The organism is Rhizobium sp. BK112, from assembly GCF_014193215.1.
GTDB classification, from domain to species: Bacteria; Pseudomonadota; Alphaproteobacteria; order Rhizobiales; family Rhizobiaceae; genus Rhizobium; species Rhizobium anhuiense.
The window spans coordinates 312,334-329,188 of the sequence record NZ_JACHYZ010000004.1 but is presented as its reverse complement, the minus strand read 5'-3'; the positions used below and the strand labels follow the sequence as shown (position 1 = coordinate 329,188).

At 62.1% G+C, this 16,855-nt stretch carries 22 protein-coding genes; 7 read left to right on the top strand and 15 right to left on the bottom strand.

Annotation, left to right across the window (positions count from 1 at the left end; translation table 11 throughout):
- Position 1 precedes the first annotated feature (1 nt).
- On the bottom strand, positions 2-685 hold the full coding sequence (locus FHT75_RS14280) for a glutathione S-transferase family protein (RefSeq protein WP_063474833.1): 684 nt from the start codon (positions 683-685) through the stop codon (positions 2-4).
- A gap of 82 nt (positions 686-767) precedes the next feature.
- Between FHT75_RS14280 and FHT75_RS14275 the strand changes: the two genes are divergently transcribed.
- Complete coding sequence (locus FHT75_RS14275; RefSeq protein WP_063474832.1) at positions 768-1,211, top strand: MarR family winged helix-turn-helix transcriptional regulator; 444 nt, start codon at positions 768-770, stop codon at positions 1,209-1,211.
- 34 nt (positions 1,212-1,245) lie between these two features.
- On the opposite strand, the gene ybaK is transcribed toward FHT75_RS14275, so the two are convergent.
- The 4 genes from ybaK to FHT75_RS14255 form a co-directional block, all read right to left on the bottom strand.
- Positions 1,246-1,719: a Cys-tRNA(Pro) deacylase gene (gene ybaK, locus FHT75_RS14270; RefSeq protein ID WP_063474831.1), complete on the bottom strand. Its 474-nt coding sequence runs from the start codon at positions 1,717-1,719 to the stop codon at positions 1,246-1,248.
- Positions 1,720-1,748: 29 nt separating this feature from the next.
- A complete protein-coding gene (locus tag FHT75_RS14265; protein ID WP_063474830.1) occupies positions 1,749-2,099 on the bottom strand; it encodes an ArsC family reductase in 351 nt (116 codons plus the stop codon).
- Positions 2,100-2,212: 113 nt separating this feature from the next.
- Positions 2,213-3,274: a succinylglutamate desuccinylase/aspartoacylase family protein gene (locus FHT75_RS14260; protein WP_063474829.1), complete on the bottom strand. Its 1,062-nt coding sequence runs from the start codon at positions 3,272-3,274 to the stop codon at positions 2,213-2,215.
- A gap of 87 nt (positions 3,275-3,361) precedes the next feature.
- A complete protein-coding gene (locus FHT75_RS14255; RefSeq protein ID WP_063474828.1) occupies positions 3,362-3,979 on the bottom strand; it encodes a 2'-5' RNA ligase family protein in 618 nt (205 codons plus the stop codon).
- A 249-nt stretch (positions 3,980-4,228) separates the two neighbouring features.
- Between FHT75_RS14255 and FHT75_RS14250 the strand changes: the two genes are divergently transcribed.
- Positions 4,229-4,792: a methylated-DNA--[protein]-cysteine S-methyltransferase gene (locus FHT75_RS14250; RefSeq protein WP_063474863.1), complete on the top strand. Its 564-nt coding sequence runs from the start codon at positions 4,229-4,231 to the stop codon at positions 4,790-4,792.
- Positions 4,793-4,879: 87 nt separating this feature from the next.
- Here FHT75_RS14250 and FHT75_RS14245 read toward each other — a convergent pair whose 3' ends face one another.
- The 3 genes from FHT75_RS14245 to FHT75_RS14235 are packed head-to-tail and all read right to left on the bottom strand — an operon-like array spanning position 4,880 to position 6,936.
- On the bottom strand, positions 4,880-5,614 hold the full coding sequence (locus tag FHT75_RS14245) for an SDR family oxidoreductase (protein ID WP_047617653.1): 735 nt from the start codon (positions 5,612-5,614) through the stop codon (positions 4,880-4,882).
- A gap of 36 nt (positions 5,615-5,650) precedes the next feature.
- On the bottom strand, positions 5,651-6,502 hold the full coding sequence (locus FHT75_RS14240) for an oxidoreductase (RefSeq protein WP_176707360.1): 852 nt from the start codon (positions 6,500-6,502) through the stop codon (positions 5,651-5,653).
- Positions 6,503-6,561: 59 nt separating this feature from the next.
- Positions 6,562-6,936: an Atu4866 domain-containing protein gene (locus tag FHT75_RS14235; RefSeq protein WP_080759945.1), complete on the bottom strand. Its 375-nt coding sequence runs from the start codon at positions 6,934-6,936 to the stop codon at positions 6,562-6,564.
- Between the two features lie 106 nt (positions 6,937-7,042).
- Between FHT75_RS14235 and FHT75_RS14230 the strand changes: the two genes are divergently transcribed.
- The gene (locus tag FHT75_RS14230) at positions 7,043-7,939 is read left to right on the top strand and encodes a LysR family transcriptional regulator (RefSeq protein ID WP_063474827.1); all 897 of its coding nucleotides are present in this window, start codon (positions 7,043-7,045) and stop codon (positions 7,937-7,939) included.
- Positions 7,940-7,955: 16 nt separating this feature from the next.
- Here the strand turns inward: FHT75_RS14230 and FHT75_RS14225 are convergent, their stop codons facing one another.
- Complete coding sequence (locus tag FHT75_RS14225; RefSeq protein WP_063474826.1) at positions 7,956-8,345, bottom strand: type II toxin-antitoxin system VapC family toxin; 390 nt, start codon at positions 8,343-8,345, stop codon at positions 7,956-7,958.
- Positions 8,332-8,607, bottom strand: coding sequence for an AbrB/MazE/SpoVT family DNA-binding domain-containing protein (locus tag FHT75_RS14220; RefSeq protein ID WP_063474825.1), 276 nt, complete (start codon positions 8,605-8,607; stop codon positions 8,332-8,334). Before FHT75_RS14220 ends, FHT75_RS14225 begins: the two co-directional genes overlap by 14 nt.
- A 235-nt stretch (positions 8,608-8,842) precedes the next feature.
- Here FHT75_RS14220 and FHT75_RS14215 point away from each other — a divergent pair, with 235 nt between their 5' ends.
- Positions 8,843-9,697, top strand: coding sequence for a helix-turn-helix domain-containing protein (locus FHT75_RS14215; RefSeq protein ID WP_063474824.1), 855 nt, complete (start codon positions 8,843-8,845; stop codon positions 9,695-9,697).
- Between the two features lie 38 nt (positions 9,698-9,735).
- Positions 9,736-10,281, top strand: coding sequence for a YbhB/YbcL family Raf kinase inhibitor-like protein (locus FHT75_RS14210; protein WP_063474823.1), 546 nt, complete (start codon positions 9,736-9,738; stop codon positions 10,279-10,281).
- A gap of 73 nt (positions 10,282-10,354) precedes the next feature.
- Here the strand turns inward: FHT75_RS14210 and FHT75_RS14205 are convergent, their stop codons facing one another.
- Complete coding sequence (locus FHT75_RS14205) at positions 10,355-10,846, bottom strand: GNAT family N-acetyltransferase (protein WP_047617562.1); 492 nt, start codon at positions 10,844-10,846, stop codon at positions 10,355-10,357.
- 438 nt (positions 10,847-11,284) lie between these two features.
- Here FHT75_RS14205 and FHT75_RS14200 point away from each other — a divergent pair, with 438 nt between their 5' ends.
- The gene (locus tag FHT75_RS14200) at positions 11,285-12,166 is read left to right on the top strand and encodes a GyrI-like domain-containing protein (protein WP_063474822.1); all 882 of its coding nucleotides are present in this window, start codon (positions 11,285-11,287) and stop codon (positions 12,164-12,166) included.
- 58 nt (positions 12,167-12,224) lie between these two features.
- Here FHT75_RS14200 and rpiB read toward each other — a convergent pair whose 3' ends face one another.
- From rpiB to FHT75_RS14180, 4 genes are all read right to left on the bottom strand, one after another.
- Entirely contained in the window at positions 12,225-12,674 is a 450-nt protein-coding gene (gene rpiB, locus FHT75_RS14195) for a ribose 5-phosphate isomerase B (RefSeq protein WP_063474821.1), read from the bottom strand.
- A 55-nt stretch (positions 12,675-12,729) separates the two neighbouring features.
- Positions 12,730-14,292, bottom strand: a complete 1,563-nt coding sequence (gene guaA, locus FHT75_RS14190; protein ID WP_183844883.1) for a glutamine-hydrolyzing GMP synthase — start codon at positions 14,290-14,292, stop codon at positions 12,730-12,732.
- A gap of 113 nt (positions 14,293-14,405) precedes the next feature.
- Positions 14,406-15,044 carry a 5'-methylthioadenosine/S-adenosylhomocysteine nucleosidase gene (locus FHT75_RS14185; protein WP_183844884.1) on the bottom strand — a complete coding sequence of 213 codons (639 nt, stop codon included), beginning with the start codon at positions 15,042-15,044 and terminating at the stop codon, positions 14,406-14,408.
- Entirely contained in the window at positions 15,041-15,490 is a 450-nt protein-coding gene (locus FHT75_RS14180) for a PaaI family thioesterase (RefSeq protein ID WP_003544704.1), read from the bottom strand. Before FHT75_RS14180 ends, FHT75_RS14185 begins: the two co-directional genes overlap by 4 nt.
- 267 nt (positions 15,491-15,757) lie before the next feature.
- Between FHT75_RS14180 and FHT75_RS14175 the strand changes: the two genes are divergently transcribed.
- Positions 15,758-16,834, top strand: a complete 1,077-nt coding sequence (locus FHT75_RS14175) for a DUF2252 family protein (RefSeq protein WP_063474819.1) — start codon at positions 15,758-15,760, stop codon at positions 16,832-16,834.
- The last annotated feature ends 21 nt before the right edge of the window (positions 16,835-16,855 follow it).

Sequence of the window (16,855 nt, the reverse complement as noted above, 5' to 3'; positions counted from 1 at the left end):
TTCAGGCGGCCGCCTCCAGCCTGAGCAGGATCGAGTTATGCTTTTCGAGGAATTCGACCAGCCGCTGCGGGTAGTCCGCACTGACGGCGGCCTTGACGCTTGCCCGTTCGGACAGCGCCTTGCGCCAGTGCCTCACCCGCTCCAGCCCTTCGAAGATGCCGCTGTCGCCGAGCGTGTCGAAGAGATCGAAATAACGAAAGACCGGCGCGAACACGGCGTCGACCAGGCTGAAGCCGTTGCCGGCGAAATAAGGCCCGTCCGTCAGCACCGTCTCGATTGTCGCGAATTTGGCGATGAGCGCCTTGCGTTTGATTTCCAGCTGCGAGGCATCCTCGGCCGTTTCATAGCCCCAGAGATCGGAAAGCACGGACGAGCCGAATTCCATCCAGCCGCGATGGCGGGCACGCGTCAGCGCGTCTTTGGGATGCAAGGCGACGCCAATCTGCGTTTCCTCGAGATATTCGCAGATGACGCTGCTTTCGAACAGCACGGCCTCGCTGCCGTCCTCCTCTTCGATCCTGAGCAGCGGTACCTTTCCGAGCGGAGAGATCTTCAGGAACCAGTCCGGCTTGTCGGCAAGATCGATGTTGATGCGTTCGAAGGGCACGCCCTTTTCGAGAAGCGCGATCGCGGAACGCTGCACATAGGGGCAGAGGTGATGGCTGACGAGAGTAAGCTTGCTCATGGCGGTCTCCACGGGATGATAATAGATGTAATTGCATGTAATATCACTTGCGGCTGAATTCAAGGTAGATGTAATTGCATTTATGTCCGAAAAAACGCCGAATCCGAGCGAAGCTGTCACCTCTGCCTGGACGAGCATCATGCGCGCCCGCGAGCGCTTGCTTGGCGCGATTGAAGCCGACCTGAAAGCGGCAGGCCTCCCGCCGCTTGCCTGGTACGACGTGCTGTGGGAATTGGCGCGCTCGGAAGACGGCAGGCTGCGCCCCTACGAGATCGAGGAGCGGACCTTGCTGGCGCAGTATAATCTTTCCCGGCTGATCGACCGGCTGGAAAGCGAGGGCCTGGTCCGGCGCGAAACCTTCGCCAGCGATGGCCGCGGCCGCTGGGTGGTGATGACGGATGCCGGCCGAAAGCTTCGCGAGCGCATGTGGGCCGTCTATGCCAGATCGATCGAGACCCATATCGGCTGCAGGCTTGCCGAAAGCGAGGCGAAGACGATCGCCGGCCTGCTCGACCGCTTCTTATAGTTTCAATCGCCAGAGCATCGGCATCCTGTTCTGATCAGGCAATCAGCGGCGCGGCGACGGCCTTGAGCACCGTCAACGCATCCTTCGGATCGATCCGCACCTGCAGCCCGCGCTGCCCGCCATTGATGAAGACCAGCGGCTCGGCAAGGGCGGCTTCCTCGATCGCCGTCGGCACCGTCTTCTTCTGGCCGAACGGGCTGATGCCGCCGACATGATAACCTGTCAACCGCTCGGCATCGGCGGGCTTCATCATGTTGGCCGATTTGCCGTGAAAGGCGTTGGCGAGCTTCTTCATGCTGACCTCGCGGTCCGACGGTACGACGACGCAGACCGGTTTGCCGTCCACCTCCGCCATCAGCGTCTTCAGCACCCGGTGCGGCGCCTCGCCGAGCGCTTCGGCCGCCTGCAGCCCGACGCGCTCGGCATTGGGATCGTAATCATAGGCATGGACCGTGAAGGCGATACCTGCCTGCGAAAGAAGCTGTGTCGCGCGCGTGGTCTTGGACATCTCTCCCCCTGAGCTCAGCGAGCCGTCTGTCAGCCGCCGAACGTACCGGCGTAAATCTCCGGCTTGAAGCCGACCAGCAGCTTGCCTCTAGCCTCCAGCACCGGCCGCTTGATCATCGACGGCTGGTCGAGCATCAGGGCGATCGCCTTTTCCCGGGTCAGGTTCTCACGCTCGGCATCGGGCAGTTTGCGGAAGGTGGTGCCGGCGCGGTTGAGCACGGTATCGAGGCCGGCCTTGTCGATCCAGGCTTCGAGATGGGCACGGTCGATACCGAGCGCCTTATAATCGTGAAACTCATAGGCGACGCTATGTTCTTCCAGCCAGCTGCGGGCCTTCTTCATCGTGTCGCAATTCTTGATGCCATAGATGGTGACGGCCATGCCCGATCGATCTCCCTGTGATGACAGCGAGATAACATGCAGGCCGGCCGGCGCAAACGCCGTGCGACGTTTTATCCCCTGCGCGCCGATGGTCACCGCAGGCAAAACCCCGCTCAATTTTCCAGCGTCCCGGCCTTGCGCGACGCCTGGCTTGGGTTCTCGCAGGCGATCTTCATCAGGTCGCCGCGCCGCCGCACCAGCCGGTCGGAGGTTCGGGTCAGGATCAGCCCGTCCTGCGGCGCGGTGAGCTCGATGCTGCCGCCCGGCTGCCCCGGCCGGGTGAGGATCGTCGCAAGACGATCGCCTTCCGCAACCCTCTCGCCGATATTGCGATGGAAGAGCACGGCGCCACCTTCTCCAGCGCGAATGATCTCGACATTGTCGAGCGGCACGGCCGGCCCGTAAAACGTCGTTGACGCTTGCTTCCTGTCGCCGACGATCCCCCGTGCCTCCAGGAAGCGCCAGAGCCCGTCCGCATCCTTTTTCGCCAGCACCGGATCGACGTCGCGCTTGCCGCGCAGTTCGACGGTGACGGAGAGTTTGCCGGGCAATCGGGAGCGGCGCTCGCCGGGGACTTCATATTTCCATGCAAAGCCGACGGCCTCCTCGAAGGCCGAGCTTTCGCCATCCGAAAGCAGCACGGCCTCCATGTCGAGCGCGCTGGCGAGATCGGCCGCCTCAGGCCAGAAGGCCTCGTCGATGTAGGCATATTGCAGGGATTCGTCGTCGCAATGCAGGTCGAGCACGAGGTCGGCCCCGAGCGCCATATGCAGCAGTTGCCGCTTCAATCTGTCGGTAGCCGGGGTGTCATCGAGGTCCTCGATCAGTGAGGCCCGATCGACAAGGGAGATCAGCGGGAAATCCCGGTTGAAATTGGTGCGCGAGCCCAGGTCGAAACGGCCCTGCAATTCGCCGAAATGCGACTGCGCCGCACCGATCGGATTGGCCTGCGGCACGATGGTGACATCGCCGGCGATCCCGCCCTGGCTTTCCGCCTGCCGCAGCCGCTCGCAGAGGAAATGCAGCAACACCGTTCCAGGCAGCTCGCCGGCATGCAGGGCCGCCTGGATATAGGTCTTGGGCGCCTCCGGATCGTGGCCCGTAAAGCGCAGCACCGGCAGCCGCCACTCCGTTCCCGGCGTATCGCCCGGGATGATGATCTCTGAAATGTCCATGCCGCTTTCGCTCCCGTTTGCGTCAATGCCGGAACAGGCCTTCAGAGCTTTATGCGCGGAAATCAGGCAAGCGCAAGCCGCGATCCATCATTGCCCGCAGCCGAGCAGCGGCCAGCGATCGATGACCCGATGTTCGGTCTTTCCGAGAACACTGTGGACGAGCAGGAATTCGGCGGCCGTCCATGAAACCGGTCTGTCGAGGCTTGTCGGCGGCACGGCCTTGCGGTCGTAGAGCAGCGTCATATGTGGCGTGAAATGCCGGCTTATATTGTGCCGCAATCCGGCATTGTGCATGCCGACACCGAGTTGGACATGCAGCCGTGTGAGCGGCTTTCGTCCGCCTTCACCGCAAAGCACGAGTGGCCGCGCCTTGCCCTCCCGCTTGAAACTCATGATCCTGTCGAAGGTGATCGTGATCGGTGCGCTCTCCACCGTCGCGCCGGCCTGGCGCGCCGCAAAGACCGCGTCCTCCGGTAATTCTTCATAGTCATCGATGCCGATGATCGTCACGTGCAGCGTCGTCAGGCGTGGTCTTGCGGAAAGAGAGAAAGCTTTGCCATGGTCATCGGCGATCGCGGCCGCCTGCCGTTCGACGGCATCGGGAGGGCAGAGAGCGAAGAAAAGCCGGTGTCTGCCGGTGTAACTTTCGTTCGGCCGCTCGCGACGATTCTTGTCACACTCGAAATCGAGGGAAATCTGGTTCATAGGCCCTCACGGTCGTCATGACCTGACGCGTCGTTTCCAAAACGCGACGGAGGATATTCTCAACAGGACCGCACCTCAAGAACAAAAAGAGAACACAATGTCCCGATATGCTTGGCGTTAAATTCATCCGAACCCTTGCCCGGCGCCGGATGAAGTGGACTTTCGAAAAGCCCGGTACGCGCAAGAAACGGGTTGAAACAGCGGCCGTCTCATACGATTTTGAAGGCAATCGAACATGCGGAGGCTGTCATGGCTGAGACAACGCACCACTATCTCATCTTCGAAACCGCGGGCGGTTTCTGCGGCATCGCCTGGAGCGATGCCGGCATCACCCGTTTCCAACTGCCGACCAAATCAGCGGAAGCGACCGAACGGCTGCTGCTGCGCCGCCTACCGGATGCCGAACCCGGCGCGCCGACGCCAGCTGTGCTAGAGACGGTTGCCGCCGTGAAGCGCTATTTCCAGGGCGAGGAGACGGATTTTTCCGGAGTCGAACTCGATCTTGCCGGCCAGGATGCCTTCTTCCGGGATATTTATGCGGCGGCACGGCGTGTCGGCTGGGGCCGCACGACCACTTACGGCGCGCTGGCGAAGGAGCTTGGCGCCGGGCCCGAGGCCGCCCGCGACGTCGGCCAGGCGATGGCGAAAAACCCGGTCGCTCTGATCATCCCCTGTCACCGGGTGCTTGCGGCCGGCGGCAAGATCGGCGGCTTCTCCGCGCCCGGCGGTTCGACATCGAAGGCCCGCATGCTGGAACTCGAAGGCGTCAATCTCGCACCGCCGCCGCCCGCCCAGCAGTCCCTGGGTTTTTAGGCGGCGGAGGCTTTTCGTTTCCGCAATTCCGGACGCGAAACCGCGCTACACTTTTGCGGGAATTGCTTTGGCAGCAATCTCAGCCGCTCAATGCGGGCTGGCTGTCGGCCGGATGATGATCTCGCTGACATCGACGTCATCAGGCTGGCTGACGGCGTAGAGGATCGAATTGGCGATCGCCTCGGGGCTGATCGTGATCGCCCTGAAAGCCTTCATCGCATCCCGCGCGGTCGGATCGGTGATCGTCTCGGCCAGTTCCGATGTCGTTGTGCCGGGAGAGATGACGGTCACCCGGATGCGGTCGGTCTCCTGTCGCAATCCGTCCGAGATCGCCCGCACCGCGAATTTCGTCGCGCAATAGACGGCAGCCGTCGGAGAGACGCTGTGGCCGCCGATCGAAGACAGGTTGATGATCTGCCCCGACCCCTGCGCTTTCATGATCGGAAGCGCTGCGGCAATGCCGTAGAGAACGCCCTTGATGTTGACGTCGACCATCCGGTCCCATTCGTCGACCTTGAGGGCATCGAGCGGCGAGAGCGGCATGACGCCGGCATTGTTGACGATCACGTCCAGCCGTCCGAATTCGGATCTGGCAAAGCCTGCGAAGGCTTCCACCTGCGAGCGGTCGGTGACGTCAAGCTGTCGCAGGCGCACCGTCCCGCCCTTTGCGGCGATGTCGTCGGCAAGTTCCTTCAGCCGATCGGTGCGACGTGCGCCGATCACGATATGCGCGCCGGCCGCAGCCAGCACCCTGGCCGTAGCCTCTCCGATGCCGCTGCTGGCCCCGGTGATGGCAATGACTTTTCCTTTGATATCAGACATTTCAAGCTCCATTGCAGGTTGAGGTTTTCGTGGCGGTCAGCTTGGGAAATCGGCGCTGAGCGTCGTCTCCGCCCAGGTGTCGAAATTTGCGCGCAGCGCATCGAGCCGTTCGCGGGCGATTTTCAGGGCGGGTGCACCGAGCAGGAGGCGAAGCGGCGGCTCGTCCGCCTCGAATGCCGATAGGATTGCCGTTGCGGCTCGGGTGGGATCACCCGGCTGCTTGCCGGAGACCGAACGGGTGGCCTGGCGCCGCTTGCCTGCGGTCTCGGCGTAATCGTCGATGATCGTGGCGGATTCGACCATCGACCGGCCGGCCCAATCCGTTCGGAAGGCGCCGGGTTCGAGGATCGTCACATCGATGCCAAGCGGGTTGACCTCATGCGAAAGCGATTCCGACAGGGCTTCGACCGCAAACTTGGTGGCGTGGTAGTAGCCGGTCGCCGCAAACGCGACGAGCCCGCCAAGCGAGGAGACATTGAAGATATGCCCTTGCCGGCGTGCACGCATGCCCGGCAGAACCTGCTTGGTGACATCGATCAATCCGAAGACATTGGTTTCGAACTGGGCGCGTATTTCGGCATCCTCGCCCTCTTCGATCGCCGAGAGGTAGCCGTAGCCGGCATTGTTGACCAGGACGTCGATCGCCCCGAAATGCGTTTCGGCGTTACGAACCGCGCCGGCGACGGAGTTGCTGTCCGTCACATCGAGGGCAAGGGCAAGCGCACGGTCCCCGTATTCTGTCGTGAGATCTGCCAGGGTCTCGGGTCTGCGCGCCGTCATGGCGGCGCGCCAGCCTCGGGCGAGGACGGCTTCGGCGAGTGCCCGGCCGAGGCCGGACGATGCGCCTGTTATGAACCAGATGGGTGTTGGGGAAGACATGATCGTCATCCTTTCCGGCCTGTAAATGCGGCCTTACTCCTTGTGATGTTTCCTTGTCAGACGGCGCGTCATTTGCGGCGAAGCACCATGCCGGCGTGATGGAGGGTATTGCCGTCCACGAAATCGCCGTCGGCCGTAAAGCCCGTGTCATCCCAGTATTCGATGTGCCTTCCGGTGACTTCGTAACGTCCTCGGTAGGCGCTTTCACGGTTTCCGCGGGCTTCGTCGTAACGGCCATTGGGCAGAAGTTCGTGGCGGATACGGCCGTCATCCGTCACCCACATGCCGACATAGGGATGCTGCTGCATTCTGTTCTCGCTTGTTTGTTGCTGCTGAGGGGCTCGGTCATTCACGGCATCGGCGGCAGACGAACCGATCGCCGTGCCGGCTAAGGTGGTTGCGGCGAAAAAATGCAGAACAGGACTGTTGGAAATGTTGCGCATCGATTTTCCTCTCGAAACCTCCGTTGACCTCGACTTGAAAGATAGCGTGGCCATCCGCGGTGATTAAGTTGCCAATCCAGGATGCCTTGGTTAGATATGCTAACCAATGGCCGATGATCTCGAAGGCATTTCAGTCTTTCTTGCGGTGGCGGAGGCGCGGAACTTCCGGCTCGCCGGCGAGCGGCTTGGCGTCACCCGCTCCGCCGTCAGCCAGGCCCTGCAGCGCCTGGAGGATCGGGTCGGCGTTGCCCTGGTCCAGCGCACGACGCGCAGCGTCAGCCTGACGGAGGCCGGCGAGGTGTTTTTCGACGCGGTTCGTCCATCGGTCCGCCAGGTCAGGGATGCGATGCAAACGGTCAGGGAAATGCAGGCGCGCCCGAGCGGCTTGCTGAGGATCACCGTTTCCTCGATCGCCGAGAACTTCCTGTCCGGCACGTTGCTGGCCGGCTTCATGGAAGCCTGCCCCGACATCAAACTCGATATCACCATCACCGATGACGAATTCGATATCGTCGAGGCCGGCTTCGACGCCGGCGTCCGGCTCGGCGAAGTGATCGAACAGGATATGATTGTAATCTCCGTCTCCGAAGAGCAGCGGCAATGTGCGGCCGCATCCCCCAGCTATCTCGAGCGCCGTGGCCATCCCCGCCATCCCCGCGAACTGCAGGATCACGCCTGCATCGGTTGGCGGCCGCGCCCGGATACCGCACCCTATCGCTGGGAGTTCACCGAAAATGACCGTGACTTCGACGTCGCGGTCGACCCCGCCGTCACGACCAACGACATGGGAATGATGATCCGCATGGCCTGCGCCGGAGCCGGCATCACCTTCGGCATGGTGGAAACCTTCCAGCCCTATGTGGAACGCGGCGAACTCGTGCCGCTGCTGGAGGGTTTCTGTCCGCCCTTTCCGGGCTTCTATCTCTACTATCCCAGGCGCCAGAGGCAGCCACTGAAGCTGCGCGCATTGGTCGATTATATCGGCAGGTCCCGTAGGCGGTAATGCGGTCTGCGCCCCCTCAGGCTTCCCGCACCGTCTCGAAGCCTGCGGCTTGGGCTGCTTTCATAAATTTGCGGTCAAAGGTAACGAACTCTTCGCAATGGGCCGCTTTGGTCAGGTGCAACGCATCGGCAAAATCCATTCCGTTCTCAGTGAGATCGAAGGCAAGAGCAACGATCGCAGAATCCTCGATCGTCACCGTGGACAGCCCGCCGAAGGCGCGAAGGGCACGAGCGACCTCTGCACTGCTGTAGCCATAGACGCTGCGCAACACCCATTCGGCCTCCAGCACCACCGTCACGGCGACAAAAACGGCCTGTCCGTCAATGATGTCACGGGCGCGGACAGATTGATCCGGATGATCGCCCGTGAGATATCGGACGACGAGATTGGTATCAATCGCGATCATGACGGCGGCGGGCTTCGGCCAATAGGCCGGCTTCCATATCGTCCAGAGTTTTGGGCTCGCCGCTGAAGGGAAGCATGCTGAAGACATCGGCTGGGTCTGTCGGCGCAAAGGCAGGGGCCTGCTTCAGCAGCACCCCTTCCGCGGTTTCCTCAACAATCAGACGCGTTCCAGCGGCCCACGCCCGCCGTTGGCGCACGGCTTTGGGAAGAATGACCTGTCCCTTCGTGGAGACGGTGGTAATGAGGCTTTCAGCCCGTGTCATCTTTTGCCTTTCTTGGTAAGACGAAAGTAAGATAGGTGTATCGCTTTCGTTATTCAAGAACTATCGCGGATGCCAGCAGCAGCCGTCCGACAGGCGATTTACATAGTCTGTAGCCTGTGGCTGAAGATTGCCCACGGCACTGGGTTTTGGTATTCCCGAGCCTCGCGGATCAGCGGTCGTCTTCATGCCGGCTCTCCCGGTTGCCGCTCTGATCCACCCCATTGTCGGAGAACATATGCTGGACGACGTCTTTCCCGTTCCGACCAGAGCCTTGATCCGCCAGGGCGGGCGCGCCTGTTTCTTTCGGCTCGTCAACACCAGCCCCCTGTTGATACAGGTGCAATCGGGAACGAAGATCGTCATGGCCGATGATAAGGCTCTGCGCCTCGAGGCGGACGCTTATGGCTTGCTGCCCGACTATCGTCCCCTGACGATGGAGAACATTCCCAAGGCGCCGCAGAAGTATCAGACCCTGGCGCTGCCCGTTCCGCGCCAGCTTTTCGAGGAAGCCTATAGCAGGATGGGATCGATCGCCGTTCCATCGAGGCCTGTACCGGCAGGCACCTCGAAGCTGCCGGAGGAAGCCGCGGCATTGTTTGACTATTGCTGTCAGCCCGGCAATCTGACGAGGCTTCCCGGCGCGATTGCCAAGGCTCGTTTGATGGAGCTGATCACCTGGTTTGCGCTCTGTGGAGCGGTGCTCGGCCAGAACCAAAGTCCTCGGATCGAGGATCGGCTGCGGCAGATGATCGAAAGCGATACCGCCTTTGCTTGGACGCTGGGGCAGGCGGCGCGCTCGTTCAACATGAGCGAAGCGACGCTGAGGCGCAAACTGGCCGCCGAGAACACCGGCTTCAGTGAGATCCTGAGCGATACAAGGATGAACCGCGCCTTGGGCCTCATTCAAACCACAACCCTGCCGATGGCGCAGATTGCCTTTGAGGTCGGTTACGATTCGCCGTCTCAATTCGCGGCGCGGTTCAAGGAGCGGTTTGGCGTCAATCCACGCCATGTGCGCGGCGGCTCCGAGCGTTTTGAGCGGATCGGGGCAGAAGTTGAGCATACCGGGGCAGATATGGTCGCACGCTGACGGTAATTCTCCTGCATCATCAACCGCAGGAAAACAGCATGCGTTTCATCACAGCAGCACTTCTCGCCGCGTCCATCTTCGGCGCGACGGCCGCACAGGCCGAAATGAAGCTCACCTCGAAGGACTTGACCCCCGGCAAGGCGATGGCCGATGCGCAGGTCTTCAACAGCTTCGGCTGCTCGGGCAAAAACGTCTCGCCGGAACTGACCTGGTCGGGCGCTCCTCAGGGAACCAAGAGCTTCGCCATCATGGCTTACGATCCGGATGCGCCGACCGGCTCGGGCTGGTGGCATTGGTCGGTGTTCAACATTCCCGCAAATGCCTCGGAGATCGCCACCGGCGCCAGCGGTGACAAAAAGCTTCCCGTCGGCACTATCGAAGGTCACACCGACTTTGGGACATCAGGCTATGGCGGCGCATGCCCGCCGGCCGGCGACAAGCCGCACCACTACCAGTTCACCGTCTACGCGCTCTCGGTCGACAAGCTCCCGCTTCCCGATACTGCGCCGGCCGCCATGGTTGGCTTCTATGTCCGGGCAAACACGCTCGACAAGGCTTCCGTCGAGGTCACCTACGGCCGCTGAGGCCGGCTCAGGACCGCCGGCCGAGGTAACTGAACCTCGGCCGGTCGTTCCTATGCGGGCTTATTCTGCAAACCTAGGCCGTCACTGCTTCCCAACAAATCAACGGACCGTCTTCGGCATCGATACGCTCGCCGGTGCGGATGAATCCATTGCGTTGGAGGACACGCTGTGAGGCGATATTCTCCCACCCGGTCTCTGCAGAGATCAGCGCCACGCGAGGGTCGTTCCACGCCCACTCCAGCAATTGCGCAATGGCCCGCGTGGTGGATCCAAGACCCTGGCGGGACGGCGCAACCCCATAGCCGATATGGATGTTTCCATCTTGCGGAACCCGAACAATGGAGCAGAGGCCGACGATCTCGCCATCCTCGACGATCATCCAGGCCGACGGCGAAAATTCAGCGTTTATCTCAGTCGCGAGACGGTTCAACATCCCCAGTATCTCCGGAGGCGCAATCGCACTGTCCGGGACAAGGCGCAGATGACGCGGCGCAATGCCCTTCAGCAGCGCTTCGAAGTCATGAGTGGTTAGTTCGATGATCATGGTCTTCTCGACATTAGACATGCGCCAGCTTTGGGCGCGCTAAGGCCGAGCGGTAGAGTGAGGATCAGCTCTCGGTCACGATGCCGAGCGCCTTCATCCCTGCCGCCACAGCCGGTGAGTTCTGGATCGTTGCGACGGCAAACAAAGGCATTCTCCTCTAAGACTTAGATGCGAATAGCAGTCCGATGCGAGGACCGCAAGATATTCGGCGACCTCTCAAGCCGGCCGATAGATCTGTGCCACCGCGCCACCTGGAAAGGCCTTCGTGGCCGCGCTCGCCCTAGGAAGCGCCAGATCGACAAGGTCCGACAGCTCATGATCATTATTGCCGTCTGCCCTAGATAAGACTTGCGTGTAAGCGGTCGTTGGAAGTTTTCGCTAGTCCATGCCAAACCGCAAGATCGGTCGAGCACCTCATGGCCATCAGCGGCTAGATGGAGCCGCCACGGAGGAGGGACGATGAAGGCGACGCTTCAAAACTATCAGGCCCGGATGCGGCGGGTGCTGGACTATATCGACCGGCATCTCGACTGTGATCTGGACCTGGAAACGGTGAGCCGTGTTGCGGCCTTTTCGAAGTTTCATTTCCACCGGCAGTTTGCGGCGACCTTCGGATTGTCAGTGCATCGCTATGTCAAGCTTGCCCGGCTGAAGCGCGCTTCGCACCGGCTGGCCTACAGGGACGCCCAAAGCGTCACCGAGATAGCGATGGATGCCGGTTACAACGCACCGGATGCCTTCGCCCGCGCCTTTCGGCAACGGTTCGGGCAATCGCCTTCGTCGTTCCGGAAGTCTCCCGACTGGGAGCCGTGGCTTGCGGCCTTCGGGCCTCTCGACAACGCAAGGAGCAAGCTCATGCAGAAGACTTTTACCACGGACGATGTGAAAATTCGCGATGTGCCTCCCACGCCGGTGGCGATCATGGAGCACCGGGGCGACCCGGCGACGCTCGGCGCCACCATCCAGCGGTTCATCGCCTGGCGCACGGCCGCTGGCCTGCATCCCAGAACAAGTCCAACGTTCAATGTCTGGCGTTCCGAGCGGCGCCCTGCGTCGCCTGCCGATTACAGCGTGGATCTTTGTGTCGGGACCGGCCAACCGATCGAGGCGGACGGCGGAGAGGTCAAAGCCGGCGTGATTCCTGGCGGACGCTGCGCGGTGCTGCGTGTCGTCGGCAACACCGACAATCTGGAGCCTGCCGCACTCTATCTTTATCGCAACTGGCTTCCGGCCAGCGGCGAAGAAGCACGCGACTTCCCGATCTATTGCCAGCGGCTGAGCTTCTTCCCCGAAGTGTCGGAGCATGAGGCGGTGGCGGACCTGTTTCTGCCGCTGAAATAGTGCCCGGGGGCTTGGCTTTTGAAAGCATCTTCTTCCAAGGAAGAAGTAAGAAACGGCGCTACCCTTCCAGTGCCCCGATCATCTCCACCCGCGTCGCATGCCGGCCGCCCTCGAACTGGGCGGTCAGGAACGCATCCACTATATCGAGCGCCAGCCCTTCGCCCACTACGCGCACGCCGATCGACAGCATGTTGGCATCGTTGTGCTGGCGGATCATGCGGGCTGAGAATGTGTCGGCGCAGACGCCGCAACGGATGCCCTTTACCTTGTTCGCCGCCATCATGATGCCCTGGCCGGTGCCGCATAGGATGACGCCAAACCGGCAATCGCCGGAGGCGACGAGCCGCGCCGCCGCCTCGCCGTGCTCAGGATAGTGTGTGCTCTCCGGTGTCGTCGGTCCGATGTCGACCACCACCCAGCCCTGCGCTGCGATATGAGCGGCAATGACCTGCCGGAGCTGAATGGCGGCGTGATCGCTGGAAAGCACGATGCGATTGCCGGCTGTCATGGAGAAGTCGTTCCGTTTCCTGAGGCAATTGGGCGGCGGTCGGATCGGCTCGGCATCACTCCCACTCGATCGTACCGGGCGGCTTCGACGTGACGTCGTAGACCACGCGGTTGATGCCGCGCACCTCGTTGATGATGCGCGTTGCGGCGCGGCCGAGGAATTCCATGTCGTAGTGGTAGAAATCCGCCGTCATGCCGTCGACCGAGGTGACGGCGCGCAGCGCGCAGACGAACTCATAGGTGCGCCCGTCGCCCATGACGCCGACCGTCTGCACCGGAAGCAGCACGGCGAAAGCTTGCCAGATGGCGTCGTAGAGGCCGGCCTTGCGGATTTCGTCGAGGTAGATCGCATCAGCCTCGCGCAGGATCTCCAGCTTTTCGCGGGTGATGCCGCCGGGGCAGCGGATCGCCAGGCCGGGGCCCGGGAAGGGGTGGCGGCCGATGAAGCTGTCGGGCAGGCCGAGCTCGCGGCCGAGCGCGCGCACCTCGTCCTTGAAGAGCTCGCGCAACGGTTCCACGAGCTGCATCTTCATGCGCTCCGGCAGGCCGCCGACATTGTGGTGCGATTTGATCGTCACCGACGGGCCGCCGGTGAAGGAGACGCTCTCGATCACGTCGGGATAAAGTGTGCCCTGGCCGAGGAAATCGGCGCCGCCGAGCTTCTTGGCCTCTTCTTCGAAGGTCTCGATGAACAGCCTGCCGATGATCTTGCGCTTGGTTTCCGGGTCGCTGACGCCTTCGAGCTCGCCGATGAAGCGGTCGGAAGCATCGACGTGCAGCAGATGCAGATTGTAGTGCTCGCGGAACATGGCGACGACATTGGCCGCCTCGTCCTTGCGCATCAGCCCGTGGTCGACGAGGATGCAGGTCAGCTGGTCGCCGACGGCCTCGTGGATCAGCAGGGCTGCGACGGAACTGTCGACGCCGCCCGAAAGCGCACAGATGACGCGCTTGTTGCCCACCTGCTCGCGGATCTGCTCGACCGCCTTCTGGCGATAGGCCGACATCGACCAGTCACCCCTAATGCCGGCAATGTTGTGAATGAAGTTGCCGATCAGCTTGGCGCCATCGGGCGTATGCACGACCTCGGGATGGAACTGAACGCCGTAATATTTGCGCTTCTCGTCGGCGATGAAGGCGTAGGGCGCGTTGGAGGAGGTGGCGACCACCTCGAAACCATCCGGCAGCGCCGTGACGCGGTCGCCATGGCTCATCCAGACCTGATGACGCGAACCGGAGGACCAGAGGCCCTCGAACAGCTGGCAATCCTTGTCGACATCGAGGAAGGCGCGGCCGAATTCGCGGTGATGGCCGCTCTCGACCTTGCCGCCGAGCTGCATGCACATCGTCTGCTGGCCGTAGCAGATGCCGAAGACCGGCAGGCCGCTGTCGAAGATGATGTCAGGCGCTCGCGGCGATCCCTCGTCCACCGTCGAAGCGGGGCTGCCGGACAGGATCACGGCCTTCGGCTGCAGGCGCTTGAAGCCCTCTTCGGCCGATTGAAAGGGAACGATCTCGCAATAGACGCCAGCCTCGCGCACGCGTCGTGCGATGAGCTGGGTCACCTGGCTGCCGAAATCGACGATGAGAACGGAGTCGGGATGTGCTGTCTGGGTCATGGCGAGGCTTTAATGAAAAGCGCTTCGCCTTGCAATGCGGGAAATCGGCGGCATCGGGTTTTTATTGTTCCGATTGTCCCCGCGCGTCTGAAAGACGCGCGGCGCTTTGGGGCCTAGAACCAGAAAACCCCGTCCTCCAGCGCCGTGAACAGGCTGTCGACGCCGTAGGAAAGCTTGCGGTCGACGATGTGCAGATATTCGGTCCAGCCCGAAATATGCTGCAGCTCGACCGCGCCGTCGGAAATGCCGCGAAGGCCGATCAGCGGCAGCTTGTAGCCCTGGCAGGCGCGCAGCACCGCAAACGTCTCCATGTCGACCATGTCGGCGTCGATATTGGTATAGGCGGCGCCCGAGATGACGTTGCCGCCGGTGGAAAGGCTTGCTTCCGGAATGCCGGGAATGCGCAACGGCAAATCGAGCACCGCGGGCAGGTCGAGAAAGGGTGTCTTGCCCTTTTCGAAGCCGAGCGGCGAGGCGTCCATATCGCGGTAGGAAACCGAGGTCACCTGATAGATTTCGGTCTGCTCCAGTTTCGCCGAGCCGGCTGAGCCGAGCGAAACGACGAGATCGGGCAGGTCGTCGGCGGCATCCAGCCGCCCTAGCGCCTTGGTCAGCGCCACCGCCGCCTCGACCGGGCCGACGCCGGTCATCAAAGGTTCGATGCGCGAACGCAGGAAGGGACCGTATTCGGCCTCGGCCGCCATGACGAACAGGATGGATTTCCCCGCGACCGATTTCAGTTCGAACTTCATCCCGTTATTCCTTCCCTACCGCGGATCACCATCATCGTTCCGGTCATGGAGGCGATGAGTTTGGCCGGCCCGTCGCTGATCGCGTAGCCTCGCCCGTCGGCGACGATGATGGTGGAGCCGGGTTTGGTGATTTCCCCGCGAAACAGGAAACGATCGCCACGCCCCGGCGACATGAGATTGACCTTGAACTCGATCGTCAGGATCGAGGCTTCGGGGTCGATGACGCTATAGGCCGCAAAGCCGCAGGCCGAATCGAGCGCCGCGGAAATGATGCCCGCATGCAGGATGCCGTGCTGCTGTGTCAGTTTAACGTCGAAGGGAAGCTCGATCTCGACGACACCGTGCTCGACGCGCGTCAACTCCGCGCCGATCGTCTCCATCGCCGCCTGCCGCGCAAAATTACGGCGGATTCGTGCGCGGAAATCGCCCCTGTCAGTCTCGCTCATGTCTGCCCCTCTTGCAGCCGCGAAAGTGGCATGGTGCGCCGGATTCGACAAGCTGGACATTGCCGAAATCGGTCCGGGCGGCGATGGAAAGCTGCGTCCGTGTCGCCGAGGCAACCTTTCACCTTTCCCTTGCCGTGCAAGCCGGTACGGCTGGCCAGTACCGCTGGCCAGTACCGCTGGATTGTGGCGATCCGATGCGAAGACGATTGCAGCTTCGCGCGGTGCGCGTATTCTCCGCATCGGATCGCGAAATGATGGAGCGCCGGCATGACGACGATATCGCAATCGGTCCGGAATTTCGAGACCTGGCTGGCCGGCGAACTCGGCGACGATCTCGTCAAGGACGATCTGCGCGAGAAGCACGAGAAGATGCGAAGCGGGGATTTCGTCTTCCTGCGCGCCACCTATTGGCGCTGGTGCGAGATCATCCTCGATATCTGCCCGGAACTGTCAGGCGCGCCTGAGGTGCTGGCGATCGGCGATACGCATCTGGAGAATTTCGGCACCTGGCGAGATGTCGAAGGCCGGCTCGTCTGGGGCGTCAATGATTTCGACGACGCGGCGGTGATGCCCTATGCATTTGATCTCGTTCGTCTTGCGGCAAGCGCCATCCTGGCCCGCGGCGACGACGGTCCCTCGGCTCGCATGATCGGCGAATTGATCTTGAGCGGCTATCGCAGGGGCCTTGAAAATCCATTGCCCGTCATCCTCGAGCGCGACCACAAATGGCTGCGCAAGGCGCTGATGCTGCCAAATTCCGAACGCCGGGAATTCTGGGAGAAATACGAAATGTTGCGTCCCGGCAGCAAGCTGCCACCATCAGCCTATGTCATGGCGCTCACCGGCGCGCTGCCGTCCGGGACAGGGCCCTTCGTGCCGAAGCCGCGCAGCGGCGGCACCGGCAGTCTCGGCCGGCCGCGTTTCGTCGCCTATGCCGAGTGGCAGGGTGGGCCGGTGCTGCGCGAGGCAAAGGCGCTGCTGCCGTCCGTCTGGTCGCTTCGCCAGAGGAAGCAGGACGTGGCGATCCATGCGGACGAGATCGCCAATGGACGGGCGCGCTCAGCCGATCCTCACTACCGGGTCTCCGGCCGCATCCTCGTGCGCAGGCTCTCGCCGAACAGCTGCAAAATCGAAATCGCCCGGCATCCCGAGATCCTGCTTTCGCCGACGATGCTGGAACTGATGGGCTTCGAGATCGCCAATTGCCATTCCAACGATGCGGCGGCGGTTGCGGCGATCCTGAAGGACTTGGCGGTGCGGGGAAACGAATGGCTGCACGAGGCGGCCAGGGCCGCGGCATCGAGCGTCAGCGCCGAGCAGAAAGCCTATTCGCGCGCCGGCTAAAGCAATGCCAGCAAAAGTGTG